Below are 16,918 nucleotides of genomic sequence, written 5' to 3'. Positions count from 1 at the left end.
AATGGACCCAACAAAATCAAAATTGATTTTGCTGGAGTCCATTTTTTACTTTGGGGCTATTTTGCAACAGCACCTTTGTCTACTTTGTTTATTCTAACCTACAATTTACTTTTGCTTTAAGTTTTTAAGGACTTCACATAAGAAGTTATAAGTTCTTTCGGTTGAAGAAATGCTTAGTTTTTCAAACGGTGTATGAACGTCAAAAAGATTTGGTCCTAAAGATATCATATCAATATCACCAACTTTTTCTTTTAAAAAGCCACATTCCAGACCAGCATGAATTGCATCTACTTTTAAAGCTTTGCCAAACATATCTTGATACACTGATTTCATCAACTCTCTAATTGGCGATTCTAATTTAAATTCCCACTCTGGATAATTAGATATAAGGTAGTTTTTTGAGCCTGTAATTTGGCTTATGATTTTGATTCTGTCATTGATCTCATCTTTCAACGATCTAACAGAACTTCTAACTGCACTTGTGAACTTTACATAGTCCGCTTCTTGAGTAAGTACACCTAAATTTGAAGAACTTTCAACTAACCCTTCTATGCCACCACTCATTGTCTGTACACCAAAAGGTGTCAGTCTAATGATGTTAGTGATATCTATCTTTGACTGCTCTGTCATTACTTTTAGTGGTTTTTCAGTTTCAGAAACTGTAATTTGTATATTTGGATCCGCTACCATGAACTCATTTTTGAAGACTGTTTCGATTTCTTTAACTCTATTTTTAATGCTTTCTATATTTTCAGATGCTACCGCGATTGTCATTTCAGCTCTCTTTGCAATAGCATTCATTTTTTCGCCGCCATTTATAGTTGAAACTGCATAGTCATATTGTTCGGATAAGAGCGCTAGTGTACGACCAAGCAATTTTATTGCATTGGCTCTATTTTTGTTAATCTCAATTCCTGAATGACCACCATTTAATCCTTGAATGATTATTTTAAGTGCTCGATCAAATTTGCTATCTGTTGTTGTATATGGATATTCTACGATATTGTTAACGCCACCAGCACACGAAGCCAACAAAGTCCCTTCTTCTTCAGAATCGATATTGATCAAAATATCGCCTTTAACATTTTCAGGATTTAAAGAAACTACACCATCCATACCAGTTTCTTCAGCAACTGTAAACAAAGCGACAATTGGTGGATGCTCGAGTGTAGTTGATTCCAAGATGCTCATTGCCATTGCCACTGCAATTCCATTGTCTGCACCTAGGGTTGTTCCTTTTGTCTTAACAAAATCCCCTTCTACCACAAGTGGAATAGGTTCTTTTAAAAAATCAAATGAAAGTTCATCTAGTTTAACACATACCATATCAGTATGGCCTTGTAATATAACGGTTGGCCCATTTTCATAACCCTTAGTTGCAGGTTTTTTGATAATTACATTGTTTGAAGGCTCTTTTGTAACTTGCAGTCCAAGACCATTTGCAAAATCAACTAAAAAATCAGCTATACCGCTTTCATTTCCTGATTCTCTAGGTATTCTCGTAAGTGATTCGAAATTCATAAATACGTTTTCAGGTTTTAATCCCTTTAATATATTTTCCATCGCTTATTCCTCCTCTTTAACCCATGTAAATGTCTTTTGCTTTCCTTCTACAATCCAACCCTTATTGAGTAAATCAACTAAAATTGCATCTAGAACAACTTTCGGATCGTCTAAAACAGCTTTCTTCCTACTCCAAAACAGTGAAGCTTTTTCACCTGTTATTTCTTCGAGTAATTCACTTTGATTCATAAAATTGTTTCTATTAAATGCTTTTAAAACCTTTTGCTCACATCTTTTAACAAGTTTAAGCCCTAGTTCTTCGGCTTGGCGCTGTTTTTTGATGTTACCCCAAGCCATAATAATCGTTATTGCCACAGCAAATAGCAGAACTTCAAATATTTTTAGTAACATCGCTACTCCTTAAACACAGATTACATAAAGTTATTTATTGGTTTGATTTTTTTCAAATTTGATAAAATTATTATTTCTTAAAATATTTGCATATGAACCTAAACGTTGATAAAGGGGTTCAACCTCTTCACCAAAGGCCTCTTTAAAACCTTCAGAAATTATACCAAAGTCTTTAATGCCATCAATTTCCTGCCAGATATAACTGCCATATTGATCTAAATCTATCTTCATCATCGCTGGTGTTTTGAAAAAAAGGCGAACTGCCTTGTCTAGCCAGCTGTTTCTGTCTATTTGAATTTGTACGATATTGTTTTCAAGTATTACCCATCGATACTTGCTATTCTTAATTGGAATAATATCAAGAAAATTAACTTGATTTTGTTTTTTCTTAGCCATATGTCACCTCGATAATAGAGGTTGAGAGGATATGGCTATCCTCTCAACACTGATCTATATTATTTCTTTAACTTTCTAAATACTGAATAATGAATCAATGAGTAAATTAGAGCTGCAAAGAACAATAATGCTCCGATTTGACCTAAATCAATACCAAGCGCTGTCTTAAATCCTGCAACTGCAAATAATGCAAGTAAAATTCCGACTAATCCTTCACCAGCGATTAATCCTGATGCATATAATATACCAGATTCAATTTTATATTTAATGCCTGCTTCTTCTGATTCTTTGCCTTCAACTTTGTTTAGTTTTCTATCTAAGAATCCTCTTACGATTCCACCTACCATAATAGGAGTAGATAAATGGATTGGTAGATATAAACCAATTGCGATTGGTAACACTGGTAAACCAAGTAATTCGATTGCTACACCGATACCAACGCCTGTAAACACAAGTGCCCAAGGTAAGTTTCCGCCCATAACACCTTCAACAACAAGTCTCATAAGAGTCGCTTGTGGTGCAGGAAGTTCAGTTGAACCAAAGCCCCATGCATTATTAAGTAGGATCAAAACATAACCAATAGCTAGTGCCGCGGCAACTGCTCCGATTAACTCACCAATCTGTTGCTTTCTTGGTGTTGCACCTACTAAGAAACCAGTTTTTAAGTCTTGAGAAGTATCACCAGCCATCGCTGCTATGATACAGATAATTGCACCAACTGTTAATGTAGCAATCATACCTGATTGTCCATCATTACCAGAAGCTTTAAAAATAATCGCTGTGATAATCAATGTTGCTATAGTCATACCAGAAACTGGGTTTGAAGAAGAACCTACTAAACCAACAATTCTAGATGATACTGTAGCAAAGAAGAAACCAAATACTGCGATGAGTAACCCACCAACGAAACCAACAGGTATAAATGGCAACATCATCATAGCCAATATAACTACTAAAACACCTACAATAACAACAGTCATTGGTAAATCTTGATCTGTTCTCGCAGTACTGTGTTCACCTTTAGTAGCACCTAAATCTTTCATCGCATCTTTAAAAGTAGAAACAATTAAAGGCAATGATTTAAGTAAACTAAAGATACCACCAAATGCAACCGCACCTGCACCTACGTAACGAATATAATTATCCCAAACACCCCAATAGCCAAGTGTACTAATTGGATCTGTTGCTGGGTACATAATAATTTCGCCCATACTACCAATATTTAAGATTAAAGGAATAAATGCAAACCAACCTATAACCGCACCACCGAGCATATATGCAGATATTTTTGGTCCTATGATAAAACCAACACCCAAAAGAGCAGGGTAAACGTCTGCACCAATTGCAGCACCTTTATATCCTGGAATCTCCATTTCAATTTCACCTGGGAATAATTTAAATCCATCAGCGATGAATTTATAAATTGCACCAAGTGCTAAACCTGTGAAAGTTACAGCTGCTTTTTCGCCGCCTTCTTCACCAGCAAGTAATACTTCAGCACAAGCAGTACCTTCCGGATATGGTAAAACGCCATGTTCTTTAACAATTAAAGCTTTTCTAAGTGGAATCATAAATAAGGTTCCTAAAACACCACCACATAGAGCAATTGCAGTGATTTCTAAAATACTAGGTGTACCCATATTCCATTCTTTCATCCAAATAAACATTGCAGGTAATGTAAATATTGCACCCGCTGCCAATGATTCACCAGCAGATCCAATAGTCTGTACCATATTGTTCTCTAGTATAGACTCTTTCTTCATAATACCACGAATAATACCCATAGAAATAACTGCAGCTGGAATAGATGCTGAAATTGTCATACCAACTCTTAAACCCAGATATGCATTAGCCGCACCAAAGATTATTGCTAATAAAACCCCTAATACAATTGATGTCATAGTAAATTCTGGCAACACTTTGTCTGCAGGAATAAATGGTTTGAATTCCTGAGAATTGTTCTTTGACATTTGTTTACCTCCCAAATTCTTAAAATGGTGTTTATAATTCTGCGCAAAATTATAAACATGATTATATGGAAGCGCTTCATACGGATATTATTACAGGAAGTCAAAAAAAAATCAATATATTCAATTTATTGTGGATATTCAGCAAATTCAACGTATTGGAGTCCCCTACCGTTTGGTAGATTAGTGAACGTTTTATAAACCTACCGATAGGTAGACGCTTGTCAAAGTGTGTCAAATACTGTCCCGCCACCTATTTCTTAAGAAATCGCCCTTTTTTAATGGCAAAAAAGAAATAACTTGAATTTTCCGATTGTATAAATATTATATTTATCCATATTTATGCACATATTTATGCATATGTTAAATTTATTTAACCATTGTGTTTTATCCTGTTTTCTGTAAATCAACAATAATCTCGCTCATTAAGCTCAAAGATCTTAATTAAAGTAGTGGTGATAGAAAAAATCTGCGTAGCTTACGCACGCAGATTACTTATATTATTCTTCTTCATAAACACGCTTCAAAACAGAAGATTTAAGCAAAGATGCTATAACAATTATAAAGCAAACTGCAGTACCAATTATTCCAAAACTAAAATTTAGACCAATATCAATACCTGCAACTGAAATAATTGCTAACAAAACACCTATAATTCCTTCACCAGCGATTAATCCTGAAGAGAATAAAATCCCTGTATCCACTTTGATCTTCCGTTCAAAAGTGTCCATTCGATCTTCATCACCTTCAAGTAATCCCCTTATGATGCCTCCAATAAATATCGTTGCTGTCAGTTGAATAGGCAAATATAGTCCAATTGCAATTGGTAATACGGGTAATCTTAAAAGTTCAAAGATTACACCTAGAGCAACACCGATAAAGATAAGTGTCCATGGGAGATTTCCCTGCATCACACCTTCAACAATAATTTTGATAAGTGTTGCTTGTGGTGCCGGAAGGATTGCTGAACCAAATCCCCACGCTTGATTAAACAGCGTCAAAACGCCACCTAAAATTAACGACATTACCAATACTCCAATCAACTCACCAATTTGCTGCTTATAAGGAGTTGCCCCAACTAGATAACCTGTTTTCAAATCTTGTGAGGTATCTCCAGCCATTGCAATAATTATACATATAATTGCGCCAACAGTAAAAACAGCATAAACGCCTTCATCACTTGTTCTCCCCAGTAAACGGAACATAAATGCAGCTAAAATTAAGGTTGCTAGTGTCATACCTGATATTGGATTTGAAGAACTCCCGATTAAACCAACAATTCTAGAAGACACGGTTGCAAAGAAAAAACCAAAAATTGCAACAAATAAAGCACCAAATAGTCCAACATTCATAATAGGGAGCACTGCAATAAGCACTGTCATACCTAATACGACTAAAATTACCGTCGTCATCGGTAAGTCTTGATCTGTTCTTAGAAAACTTTTTCCTTCTAATATATGGTTGTAATCACGCATTGACTCTATAAATGTTTCAAAGATCAGAGGTATTGACTTAATTAAACTGAGTAGGCCACCAAATGCAACTGCTCCTGCACCTATATATCTAATATAATAATGCCACAAATCACTTGTTGCGAGATCACCTATTGGAACAGTAGCAGGAAAAATCATCAAGTGGCTTCCCTCGCCTACTAATGCAATTAATGGAATGATTACAAACCAACCAATTAAGGAACCTGCCAACATCAAGCTGGAAACTGCCTTGCCAATGACAAATCCTACTCCTAAGAGAGCTGGCATTGCATCAATACCAAAAAAGGAGTGCATGGGTTTATTGATCATCCATTCGAGTTTTGAAGGGATCAGCATTAAACCATCAGATATAATCTTATATACCCCCCCGATTGCTAAGCCTTGGAAAGTCGCTTTTGCCTTCTCGCCACCCTCTTCACCCGCTAAGAGCACATCTGCACAAGCTGAACCCTCTGGATATGGTAAATTTTCATGTTCTTTAACAATCAAAGCTTTTCTGAGCGGAATCATAAACATTACACCTAAGATCCCTCCAAATAGTCCAATCAGCGTAATTAGAAGAATTGAGGGTGGTTCTATGTCCATAGTTTTTGCCCATAAAAACATAGCTGGAATTGTAAATATTGCACCTGCTGTTAAAGATTCTCCAGCTGAACCAATAGTTTGAATCATATTATTTTCAAGTATAGAATCGCGTTTCATAATCAGCCTAGTAACACTCATTGAAACTACTGCTGCTGGTATGGAGGCACTAATTGTCATCCCAACTTTAAGTCCTAGATAAGCATTTACCACGCCAAATATCACTGCTAAAACAATCCCAAAAATGATTGAAGTAACCGTTAGTTCAGGTACTGTTTTATGTGCAGGTATAAAAGGTCTGAATTTTTCGTTCATTTGACTTCCTCATTTATACTTATTGTCTTCCGAACTCTATTTTATCTTTTTTAATCATTGGTGTATAGTTTTGTTTCTAAAAAGTTATTTTATCGAGATCTAATACATGCTAAAATAGACCTAACGGGAGGTAGGTATGTCTAAAAATATAAGTACTAAAGATAAAATACTTAAGGCTTCACTTCAAAGTTTTTTAACCATTGGGATTGATCAAACTTCTCTTAATCTTATCGCAGAAAGTATTGGTATTAAAAAGCCATCAATCTATTATCATTTTAAATCTAAAGAAGAAATCATCACAAGATGCGTGGATAATCTTCTTGATGATCTTGAACATCGTATTGATCTTTCACTAAATACGCATACACAACCACGCGAACAAATAGAAGCACTCTACGAATGTATCATAGATTTTCATAGTGGCTTATCTATACTTGTTTATGATAATTCATCACAGCCTGTTAATCTCAATTCATTTTTCCAAAGATGTATGCTAGAACATCCTAGCATTCAAAAACGTATAGAAAGCTATTATCACACGCTTCAGGTAAAACTAATCTCAATTCTATCCAGTGGTCAAAAGCAAGGAGCGATAAAAAACAGTCTCAACAAAGAAATCGTATCGATTGACCTCATCTCAAGAATTGAAGGAATGATCAATCTTAGTGCGCTTTATAGCAATGCACATATTAATCTTCAAAGACAAGGTTTATACGAAACTGTATGGGATAGCCTTAAAGCTGAACAACAACCTAAAAAGAAACGAATTCTCGATTACAAAAGCATAGATTTAGGGCGTAAATGGTAAACATGATTGATTCTTTTTGTTTCGGGTAAATTATTCATAAGAGACACTAAGGAGGTCAAAGATGAAATCAATGAAGCTCGCAGAAAAAAGACATTCTACTAGAGAATTTAAAACTTATCCTCTAACAAATGAAGACAAAAGAATTTTAGAAGAAATATGGATGACTCGACCTAAACTATCTAAAGAATCCAGCGTTGAACTAATTTATGTAGACGATGGTTTAGCAGTTGCACCAAGACTTGAAGGACTAGCAGGTTACTTTGGCAATATGATTATAGCGCCTCAATATTATGCAGTTGTAAGTGATCCAGATGATTTAAGTTTCAAACTTGCAGGCTATTCAGGCGAGTGGCTAATTTTAAATGCCATCAAACATGATTTTGGTTTTTGCTGGATTGAAGTTAAAGATCCACTTTCAACAAAAATAGCTTTAAATTTAAAAACACCTAAGACTGTTGTAGCACTTATCGCAATTGGATACCCCAAAAAAGAGTTCCAACAATCTACCATATATGCAGCATCACGTGCAGGTAGCTTATCAACGCTCACTGATTTAGGTTATCCTAATATAGATAATTTTTCAACAAAAGCACCTGTCAGTATCCGTAAATCCATCACTGAATTAGCACATATCAATACATTTGATTCTAAACCAGACTTATCAGATCTAGAACAATACGGTATTCATGAAGCTTTGTTTTATATGAGGCTAGCACCATCATATGAAAATCGTCAACCTTGGCACTTTTTAATCCGTGGCAGTGAGATTGATTTAATTATGGTAGAAAACGATCATGCATCACAAGCAATAAAGTGCTTAGACGCAGGAATTGCAATGTTTTATTTCGAAGTTGGCATGCATGAATCGGGTTTTAGTGGCACTTGGGATTTCACTAATTTAGATGAAAGTTACGCGTTGCCTTCAAATTATGTAACAGTTGGTCGCTTCCACTATTAGAAGGAGGCGACCTCCTTTTATTTTATAAACGCTTCTAAATGCGTATTAATAATACTATTTAGCCCAAAATGTCTCTTTAAGTCATTTTCTACTTTTGTTGCATACTCATGGGCTGACTCAATCGTCATATTTCTTTCAAACATAAAATGGACATCAACTGCGACTTTATCTCCAATTCTACGTGTTCTTAAATGATGATAATTAAGAATCTCAGGATATTGACTGATAATCAAATGTATCTCATCGATTTCTGGATCACTTAGTGAAGCCTCTAAAAGTTCATTAACTGCAGGAATTAAAATCTCAATTGCAACTTTAAAGATAAAAAAACTTACGATCATCGATGCCATTGGATCTAACCACGTCCATTTGGGACCTAAAATATAAGCTCCACTAATCCCAAGGAGTGTTCCAACGGAAGAAAATGCATCTGATCTATGATGCCATCCATTTGCGATAACAGCACTCGAATTAATCTTTTTACCTACTTTAGTGGTATATCTATATAACCCCTCTTTTAACCCTATTGATAAGCAAGCTGCTATAAGTGCAATCGCTTTTGGACTCTGTATCAATTCGCCTTGAAACCATATCTTACAAATATTTTGAGCACCAGTTGTCAGAATTTTATATCCTACAAGGAACAATGCCCCGCTTATAACAACAGTTGCAAGTGTTTCATATTTACCATGCCCATAATTGTGTTCTTCATCTGCGGGCTTTTCGGTAAACTTAAAACCAACTAAGACCACAATATCTGTAAAAAAATCAGATAATGAGTGTATACCATCCGCAAGCATTGCTGCACTATTGCCTACTATTCCAGCAATAATTTTAAACACTGTCAAAATAGCATTAACACCAAATCCAACTAATGTAACTTTTCTTGCAATTGATTCTCTCGATCGATTTTCAACCATTTCCTTATACATGTGAACCTCCTGATTTTAAGTAAACAAAAAACACACCTATGGAACATTTTACTGTCCCACAGATGTGTATTTTTCATCTGCTGCCATATTGATGGCCCAGCCCCACAAACCTAAAAGGTTTATCGCCTGCTCAGTTTTAATTACAATATTAACCTTTAATACACCTCGAGTTTATCATATTCATAGGAAATAGTCAACCCAAAAAATCTACAGAACACAGTGTTTCCAATGCATTCAATAATCATTTTCAATAAGAGTCACTCTCAATTATTCTTATATCCTTTGATTATTTTTGTGTTCTCATCTGTATTTCATAGACAATAATCGATGTACTTCATCTATGAACAACTGAATATCAATTGGTTTAATTATATAGCCATCAAATCCTGCTTTTATAATTCTTTGTTGATCGTCGTTCATCGCATAAGCTGTAACTGCTGCAATAGGAATATGCCTGAGTTCTTCATTGGCTTTTATTCTTTTTAACACCTCGAAGCCATCAATTCCAGGTAAGTTAAGATCCAATAAGATAATATCTGGTTTAGTCTCTAAAGCCAAACTTGTAGCTAATTCTCCTTGTTGGGTTTCAACAAGGTCAACATTATCCATATTTTCGAAAATCCTTTTGACGAGTTTTAAGTTGGCTATATTATCTTCAACATACATCACGCGATAACTATCGTACTTCATCAAATTAGTTTTATTGGCCAAAACGATATTATCGTCTTGAGCAACTACTGTTGCTTGTGGTAGTTCGACACTAAAATGACTTCCTTTATTCATTTCACTGGACAAATAGATTCTTCCATTCATGAGTTCCGTCATTTGTTTGGCTACGGATAGTCCTATTCCTGTTCCCTCTACGTTGAAGTTGTTATCCATATTCAATCTGTGAAATGGATTGAAAACCAAATCCTGTTGATCAAATGGAATTCCCATTCCATCGTCTATCACATCGATAATAACGTGATTATCATTTGAACGATAATTAAATTCCACTTTACCTTCAACCTTATTGTATTTGATTGCATTGGTAAGTAAATTAATCAGTACCTGTTTCAATCTTGTATGATCTGCTATTACAAAAGACTCTTGACGATCACTTAGTGCATATACCAATCTTATATTTTGTAGTTCCGCCAGAGGACGAACCATTGTGATTGCCTCTTTCATCACTTCTACGACTGATACTGGTTCTAGAGAAATCGTCATTTTACCTGACTCAATTTTCGCCAAATCTAGCACTTCATTGATGAGTTTTAGTAGATGCTGTCCTGCATTTGTAATTTCAGTTATATTTTCAACTTGTGACTCATCCATGCTTTCTGTTGACTCCATCAAAAGTAATTGAGAAAAGCCAAGTATAGCGTTAAGTGGTGTTCTAAGTTCATGGCTCATATTTGAAAGAAATTGGGATTTAGAGCGATTTGCTAATTCTGCAGCTTCTTTTGATTCAATAAGAGAAAATTCAAGTTCTTTTTGCAGTGTTACATCTCGAGCAGATATCACTAACTTACGACTCTCACCATCCACTGCAGAAATACGTGCTAAATACCATTTTATTCCTTTTTCTGTACTTATAAAATACTCAATTGTTTCATTTAAACCGCTGATCAATATCTCATCAATCAAATCTTTAAAGACTTTTCCTTGTTTTCTTAACTTTGACTGAATATTTACAAGACTACTTTGAGCATAAACTAGGCTTAGTTCATTGTCAGTTTTGTTCCATAAATTAATAAGATTACCTTCACTATCTATCTCCATAATCATGTCATCTATAGAATTTAAAACAGCACTTAGCTCTGCTTCATTTTTTTTGAGTTCACCTTGTGTATTTATCAGGCGGTTATTGGCAATCCCCAAAGCTTCTCCCATATATGCCAGCTTATTTGCAGTCTCTTGAAGTTCTTTCACTGGAAACTCTGGAGGCGTTTGAAAATATTCGCTATTTCTAATTTTGTCTACCATCTGATTAATTGATACCAATGGTGTAGAAATCAGATTTGAGACTTTAACTGCGCGGCGTGATAAAATGATAAAGAAAACAATAAAAAATACAATTAAGCCAAGAATCATAAATAAACCAATATTAAAAAGTTGATTGTTTATGTTCTCTAAATGTGCAAAGACAGAATCCACTGGAACAATCATCACGAGTTTCCAGCCAGTACTTTCAATTGTGCTCCAAGAAACATATCTTTTGGCATTTTGTAAAATAATTTCTCCATTACCGTCTGCCTCAACAGCAATTTTTTCACTCAATCCTTCCATTTCAACTCTATTATAAAGGTTAAAGTTCTCTGGTTTAAAGGTATCCTCTAATATGGCCTCTGCATAGTGATGGGTGTTTAACTCTTCTAGTGCCCAATCTGATTCTCCATTATCTGGTAGTGCAAGAATCGTTCCCGTTTTCCCTATCAACATGGCATAACCATTATAGGGTATATCCATATTCAAAATCTGCTGTGTAAAGGTATTGACAGTTACATCAATTCCAACAACACCTTCTAAAAAACTATCATCACTGTATAAAGGTGTAATAGCGGAAGTCATCCATCCCTGACCTGCTGGATCGAGATAGGCGTCTGTCCAAACAACTTTTTTCTCTGGATTATGAGAAAGATCCGCTTCATAATAAAAATTATATTTAGGAATATCCATCTTAGCTGGGTACTGTGATATCACATCAAAATAAGGATAAATAACATTGAGAGAGTCATAAGTATTTATGTATACTTGTGATGCTAGACTTTGAACTTTAATAATGTCTTTCATGACTGAACCAACGCCTAATAACTTTAAGACTTTCGATTTTTCTGCATCACCAATTGGGCTAATTCCACTATAATAAACAGCAGGTCCCCCATCAACAGTATCATGCATCGAATAATACATTCCATTACTTGTCATTGCCATTCTGTCCAGATATGATCTATTTACTTTCACTTCATCTTCTAATGCTTTTTTAAACTGAAGTTTTAAAAAATCTGCAGTAATTGAAACTGAATCCAGTTGTACTTGTAAACTGCTGCTTTTTTCCAGCACCAGTTGGTTCATTTCATTTTCTACCTCACCATGTAAATAGTTAATCGTCTCTTGTCTTGACCACATACTTGTAGAAAAGTAAATGATAATAAACCCTAATTCTATAATCAAAAAAGGCACGAGTGCAGTCTTTAAAAATGATCTGAAAATCCATTTATACAATGATTCTGTATTTGATTTTACAGCTCTATCCCCCATATTAATTTACCTCAATATCTTTTTTTATTTCGATAAATTCATCGATATGCTCAATAAATAAATCCGTGAGTTTCGGATCTAAATATATCCCTTTGATCGTTTTTAATTCTTCAATAACAGCCTCTAATCCCCAACTCGGTTTATAGGGTCTCTCAGAACATAAAGCATCAAAAACATCACATATCGATGTAATTCTACTTTCAATATCAATGCTTTCTCCTTTTATGCCATTCGGGTACCCAGTTCCATCCCAATGTTCATGATGATTTAAAGCAATTTTTTCAGCACACTTTAGAATTTCTGATTGGCTACCACTGAGAATTTTTGCCCCCTTAACCGTATGTAGTCTCATTTTATCCATTTCTTCATCGGTTAATTTTGAATCCTTTAAAAGAATTTCATCTGAGATGCCTATTTTTCCAATATCATGCATTTTACTTGCATGGTATATTGTTTCTGATTTTCGTTCGTCAAGACCTGCCAGCTCAGCCAGATGTCTAGCAAAAAAACCTATTCTAGCAATATGATGACCCGTTCTAGCATCTCTAAACTCGGCGGATAACATCAGTCGATCTATGAGTTCCATTTGCATTTCTTCAAGTAACTGACTTTTAACATTAACTTCACACTGAAGCGTATCATTTTTAGCTTTTAATTCTTCATGAAGTGATTTTAATTCTAGCGCTTTGTTAATCCTCAGTATAACTTCTATGTTATCAAAAGGCTTACTGATAAAATCCACTATCCCAAGATCAAGTGCTCGCAGTTTATTTGAGTGTTCATCTTGTGCTGAGATCATGATAACCTGGATAAATAACGGATCAACAATAGACTTTATACCTTCCATTACTTCAAAACCATCCATAAATGGCATCTTCAAATCAAGCAAAATCAAGTCAGGAGCATTGGCTTGGCAATAACCTAAAACAGACCTAGGGTCTAGCAAGATATCAATATTGGTATATTTAAAACTTTGTAATATTCGCTTTAACAGTTTAGTATTAGGTTCTTGATCATCAACTATCAAAATTTTAGAATCATATGAGTTCATAACTTACACCTCTCTATTTTTCAGATGATACATACATATATGTATTTACCACAAAATAGCTCTTTTAATCTTATTATAAATTTTATAAAAGCATATAAAGTTATGAAAAAGTAAAAAGAACCTTTGCATTTATCGCACGGTTCTTTTATACACTATCTTAACATTGAACTGTTATTGAGTACCAATGTTGAATACAAAAACAGAACATCCTGTTCATCGAAAGTTATATATTCATTTAATAAATCGCTGGGCATATATCTTAAATCAACTAATGTGATCTTATCATATGCGCCAATTAACAAAGGCGTTAGTGATGATGCAAAAGAATCTCTAAAAATAATAAGTTCTTTTCCACTCTTGCTATTACTATTTTCAATTATTTCTAGTGCAGCTGCACCGTTTAAAAATATAGAATAGCCGTCTAGTGTTGTATTAGCCCCAGGCGTGTACACATCAGTTGTTTCACTTTGTTCAACATTGAAAACAGTCGCTTTCTCTATAATATCATCTATCATATACATAATTGCTTCACTTGGTATATTCAGTGCAGACTGTCCTATATATGCACCATTAAAGGGCGCAAATATAAGTTTGTCATATGCGCTAAATGGCGTAGACGTAAATGACATTTTTTCTTGAAGTCTTAGCAAGACTTTCTCAAGTTTATCTTGCTTCCAGTGTGGGTCGGTTTTGTAATAATCATCTATTTCCAAACAATCAAACAACTCAATCTCAGTCATGTTTTGAATATGTTCATTTAAAAGTGATTTGAGTAACATATAGTCCATACTTGGATAACCATTTTGTTCTGCTAAAAAATAATTTTTATCAGGAATCACAGCATAGTAAACTTTTAAACCTTTTAGATACTGCGCATAGATTTCATTAAACTTCTTTGCACCTATCAAAACCTGATCTTCATTTAGCGGAAATTCTAATTTTGATAGGTGATCATCTACTTTATAGATTCCTTCAAGTTCTTTCTTATGCAATAAAGATAAACTGAAATTCGACTTTATCTGTCTAAAACCCTCCCGAAATGGAAAATGATCAGCAAGATAAACCTCAAATTTTGACATGAACTTAGTATTGATGATCTCCTCAAAAGAAATTGTTGGAAACAAAGCGAGTTTTCTTCTTTCTGCAAGTGATATAGATTCATCTTTAATGAATATTTGCCCTAGCATCAATGATAGAATCACCGTTAAAATTGTTGCAGTGATGACAATGTTTTTTATTTTTTCAATCATTTTTTTTTCAATCAATTTTTTCCACCTAAAATCTAAAGTATAGAAATGGATTATATGATCCATCCACTAAAAAAGCAGTTACACTTACGAGCAATAGCAGTAATGTGGCTGGTTCGATAACGATCAAAAGAATTGAGCTTATTTTGTGCTTTAGCATCTTAAAATATACCTCTTTTATCACGGGCGTAGCACCTATCACAGCCAAGATTAAGACTACTGCATAATTTTTCATCTGATAAATCGTTTCGTTTGAAATCATTGGTATATCCATAAAACCAAATAACCCTGCAAGGTCTGAACTTATACCGGATATACCTGTCGCATTGAAAATTACAAAACTCAATATAACAATTAAAAGAACATAGAGATGTCTAACTACCCCATGAACCCTTTCAAGATATTTCAAAGTCCATTTTTTTTCTAAAACGAGTATAGCACCAAAATATAATCCCCATATGGCAAAGTTCCACTGGGCACCATGCCAAAAACCAGTTAAAAACCATACAATTACAATATTTCGAATCCATAAAGCTGCTGTTCCCCTGTTACCGCCAAGAGGTATATAGACATAGTCCCTAAACCAACTTCCCAAAGTCATATGCCACCTTCTCCAAAAATTTGTGATGGATCTAGATACATATGGGTAGTTAAAGTTTTCAGGGAAAGAGAATCCAAACATGCGCCCAAGGCCTATAGCCATATCAGAGTATCCCGAAAAATCAAAATATATTTGTAAAGAGAATGCAATGGCATAGATCCAGTAAAAAAGGACACTTGGCTCATGAGAATCTCTAAATATGTTGCTTAGCTCCCCCAATTGATTTGCTATAAGCACTTTTTTTGATAGACCTATTACAAAACGCTTTAGACCATTTGAAACTTGTGCTAAAGTATGCCTTCTATTTTTAAGTTCGTCGGATATAGTTTGATACCTTACGATAGGTCCGGCAACAAGTTGAGGAAACAGTGAGACATAAGTCGCAAAATTTAGAAATCCCCTTTCTGCTTTCGTTTCTCCTCGGTAGACATCAATTGTGTAACTCATCGTTTGAAAGGTAAAAAAACTAATGCCTATTGGCAGACTCAAATGTAAGTAAGGAATAGTGGTTCCTAATAGTTGGTTGATGTTTAAAAGTAAAAAATCTGCATACTTGAAAAAACCTAACATGCCCAAATTGATCACAACCGAACTCACCAGTGCATATTTAGCTTTTTTTGAGCCTAAATGTCTCTCAATATAACGGCTATGAAAAAAATCTGAGACAGATGATATAAGTAACAATACAGTATAGATTGGCTCACCATAAAAATAAAATGTTAAACTTGCTATTAATAATATGAAATTTTTAAACTTACGAGGTACCAAAAAATATGTAAAGAAGGTAACCGGTAAGAAATAGTATAAAAATGATATGCTAGAAAAAACCATTTAGGTTACCTCCTTAAAAATGTCTTACTTAAGATTTGTAAAATTCTCAGCAACTTGATCCGCAACTTCTGGATTACTCATGATCAGCAAGATTAAATTACCATTTACTTTTACAATTGTCTTTTCCGCTTCAACACAAATCCATTTTCTTGGATCTGCTTTCTCTTCAATCTCTTTAGCTACAGCCTCTGCATCAGTTCCATCTGGTACTCTTAAGAGAACAACTGAATGTGCGACAGCACTCATCATTGCATCTGCAGACACAGCTTCAGCACCCTCAATTGGATCAATAAATAGATACCATGAGAAATTATCTGCATCAAGCGGTGTAATCATTGTTTGTGTTTCGATGCCAGCATCTTCCGTGATTAAGTTTACGATCTCTTCTACTGTTTTATCTGCTGCAGGGTTAGTAGCAACCTGTGTTGTATCACCTTTCTCAGCTGAACAGGCAGTTGCACCAAAAACCATCATAACTGTAATAAATAAAGCCATCCATTTTTTCATTTTAATTTCTCCTCTAATTTGCTTTTTTTGACTAACAAATGTTTAGACGCTTATTATACAAATAAGTTCC

The 16,918-nt window shown here is 34.6% G+C and carries 13 protein-coding genes and 1 riboswitch; of the genes, 2 read left to right on the top strand and 11 right to left on the bottom strand.

Translation table 11 applies throughout. The annotated features are described in order from the left end of the window. Positions 1–105: 105 nt before the first annotated feature. From QE109_RS11950 to QE109_RS11930, 5 genes are all read right to left on the bottom strand, one after another. Positions 106–1,563 (bottom strand): aminoacyl-histidine dipeptidase, encoded by a 1,458-nt coding sequence (locus QE109_RS11950; RefSeq protein WP_281094758.1) that lies wholly within the window; start codon positions 1,561–1,563, stop codon positions 106–108. A gap of 3 nt (positions 1,564–1,566) precedes the next feature. Continuing rightward, the gene (locus QE109_RS11945; RefSeq protein ID WP_281094757.1) at positions 1,567–1,914 is read right to left on the bottom strand and encodes a hypothetical protein; all 348 of its coding nucleotides are present in this window, start codon (positions 1,912–1,914) and stop codon (positions 1,567–1,569) included. A 30-nt stretch (positions 1,915–1,944) separates the two neighbouring features. After that, positions 1,945–2,310 carry a PqqD family peptide modification chaperone gene (locus tag QE109_RS11940; protein WP_281094756.1) on the bottom strand — a complete coding sequence of 122 codons (366 nt, stop codon included), beginning with the start codon at positions 2,308–2,310 and terminating at the stop codon, positions 1,945–1,947. 59 nt (positions 2,311–2,369) lie between these two features. Then, complete coding sequence (locus tag QE109_RS11935; protein ID WP_281094755.1) at positions 2,370–4,280, bottom strand: OPT family oligopeptide transporter; 1,911 nt, start codon at positions 4,278–4,280, stop codon at positions 2,370–2,372. A gap of 497 nt (positions 4,281–4,777) precedes the next feature. Next, positions 4,778–6,667 (bottom strand): OPT family oligopeptide transporter, encoded by a 1,890-nt coding sequence (locus tag QE109_RS11930; protein WP_281094754.1) that lies wholly within the window; start codon positions 6,665–6,667, stop codon positions 4,778–4,780. A gap of 136 nt (positions 6,668–6,803) precedes the next feature. Between QE109_RS11930 and QE109_RS11925 the strand changes: the two genes are divergently transcribed. Continuing rightward, on the top strand, positions 6,804–7,475 hold the full coding sequence (locus QE109_RS11925) for a TetR/AcrR family transcriptional regulator (RefSeq protein ID WP_281094753.1): 672 nt from the start codon (positions 6,804–6,806) through the stop codon (positions 7,473–7,475). A 61-nt stretch (positions 7,476–7,536) separates the two neighbouring features. Further along, the gene (locus tag QE109_RS11920; RefSeq protein WP_281094752.1) at positions 7,537–8,433 is read left to right on the top strand and encodes a nitroreductase family protein; all 897 of its coding nucleotides are present in this window, start codon (positions 7,537–7,539) and stop codon (positions 8,431–8,433) included. Between the two features lie 17 nt (positions 8,434–8,450). On the opposite strand, the gene QE109_RS11915 is transcribed toward QE109_RS11920, so the two are convergent. From QE109_RS11915 to QE109_RS11890, 6 genes are all read right to left on the bottom strand, one after another. Beyond that, the gene (locus QE109_RS11915) at positions 8,451–9,365 is read right to left on the bottom strand and encodes a cation diffusion facilitator family transporter (RefSeq protein ID WP_281094751.1); all 915 of its coding nucleotides are present in this window, start codon (positions 9,363–9,365) and stop codon (positions 8,451–8,453) included. A gap of 49 nt (positions 9,366–9,414) precedes the next feature. After that, positions 9,415–9,509, bottom strand: a riboswitch (NiCo riboswitch). Positions 9,510–9,665: 156 nt separating this feature from the next. Beyond that, positions 9,666–12,611, bottom strand: a complete 2,946-nt coding sequence (locus QE109_RS11910; protein ID WP_281094750.1) for an ATP-binding protein — start codon at positions 12,609–12,611, stop codon at positions 9,666–9,668. A 1-nt stretch (position 12,612) separates the two neighbouring features. Next, positions 12,613–13,662, bottom strand: coding sequence for an HD domain-containing phosphohydrolase (locus tag QE109_RS11905; RefSeq protein WP_281094749.1), 1,050 nt, complete (start codon positions 13,660–13,662; stop codon positions 12,613–12,615). Between the two features lie 152 nt (positions 13,663–13,814). Next, positions 13,815–14,927 (bottom strand): DHHW family protein, encoded by a 1,113-nt coding sequence (locus QE109_RS11900; protein WP_281094748.1) that lies wholly within the window; start codon positions 14,925–14,927, stop codon positions 13,815–13,817. Positions 14,928–14,937: 10 nt separating this feature from the next. Continuing rightward, positions 14,938–16,341 (bottom strand): MBOAT family O-acyltransferase, encoded by a 1,404-nt coding sequence (locus QE109_RS11895; RefSeq protein WP_281094747.1) that lies wholly within the window; start codon positions 16,339–16,341, stop codon positions 14,938–14,940. Between the two features lie 24 nt (positions 16,342–16,365). Then, positions 16,366–16,848, bottom strand: coding sequence for a hypothetical protein (locus QE109_RS11890; RefSeq protein ID WP_281094746.1), 483 nt, complete (start codon positions 16,846–16,848; stop codon positions 16,366–16,368). Between the last annotated feature and the right edge of the window lie 70 nt (positions 16,849–16,918).

Source organism: Fusibacter bizertensis (assembly GCF_029914245.1).
Taxonomy (GTDB): domain Bacteria; phylum Bacillota; class Clostridia; order Peptostreptococcales; family Acidaminobacteraceae; genus Fusibacter_C; species Fusibacter_C bizertensis.
The sequence above is the reverse complement of the archived record's forward strand: the minus strand, read 5'-3'. Positions and strand labels throughout refer to the sequence as shown.

What these genes read in the sequence shown, in the direction of transcription:
- QE109_RS11895 (WP_281094747.1), bottom strand. Translation starts at nt 16,341, where the DNA reads ATGGTTTTTTCTAGCATATCATTTTTATACTATTTCTTACCGGTTACC.
- QE109_RS11930 (WP_281094754.1), bottom strand. Translation starts at nt 6,667, where the DNA reads ATGAACGAAAAATTCAGACCTTTTATACCTGCACATAAAACAGTACCT.
- QE109_RS11940 (WP_281094756.1), bottom strand. Translation starts at nt 2,310, where the DNA reads ATGGCTAAGAAAAAACAAAATCAAGTTAATTTTCTTGATATTATTCCA.
- QE109_RS11950 (WP_281094758.1), bottom strand. Translation starts at nt 1,563, where the DNA reads ATGGAAAATATATTAAAGGGATTAAAACCTGAAAACGTATTTATGAAT.
- QE109_RS11890 (WP_281094746.1), bottom strand. Translation starts at nt 16,848, where the DNA reads ATGAAAAAATGGATGGCTTTATTTATTACAGTTATGATGGTTTTTGGT.
- QE109_RS11935 (WP_281094755.1), bottom strand. Translation starts at nt 4,280, where the DNA reads ATGTCAAAGAACAATTCTCAGGAATTCAAACCATTTATTCCTGCAGAC.
- QE109_RS11945 (WP_281094757.1), bottom strand. Translation starts at nt 1,914, where the DNA reads ATGTTACTAAAAATATTTGAAGTTCTGCTATTTGCTGTGGCAATAACG.
- QE109_RS11915 (WP_281094751.1), bottom strand. Translation starts at nt 9,365, where the DNA reads ATGTATAAGGAAATGGTTGAAAATCGATCGAGAGAATCAATTGCAAGA.
- QE109_RS11925 (WP_281094753.1), top strand. Translation starts at nt 6,804, where the DNA reads ATGTCTAAAAATATAAGTACTAAAGATAAAATACTTAAGGCTTCACTT.
- QE109_RS11905 (WP_281094749.1), bottom strand. Translation starts at nt 13,662, where the DNA reads ATGAACTCATATGATTCTAAAATTTTGATAGTTGATGATCAAGAACCT.
- QE109_RS11910 (WP_281094750.1), bottom strand. Translation starts at nt 12,611, where the DNA reads ATGGGGGATAGAGCTGTAAAATCAAATACAGAATCATTGTATAAATGG.
- QE109_RS11920 (WP_281094752.1), top strand. Translation starts at nt 7,537, where the DNA reads ATGAAATCAATGAAGCTCGCAGAAAAAAGACATTCTACTAGAGAATTT.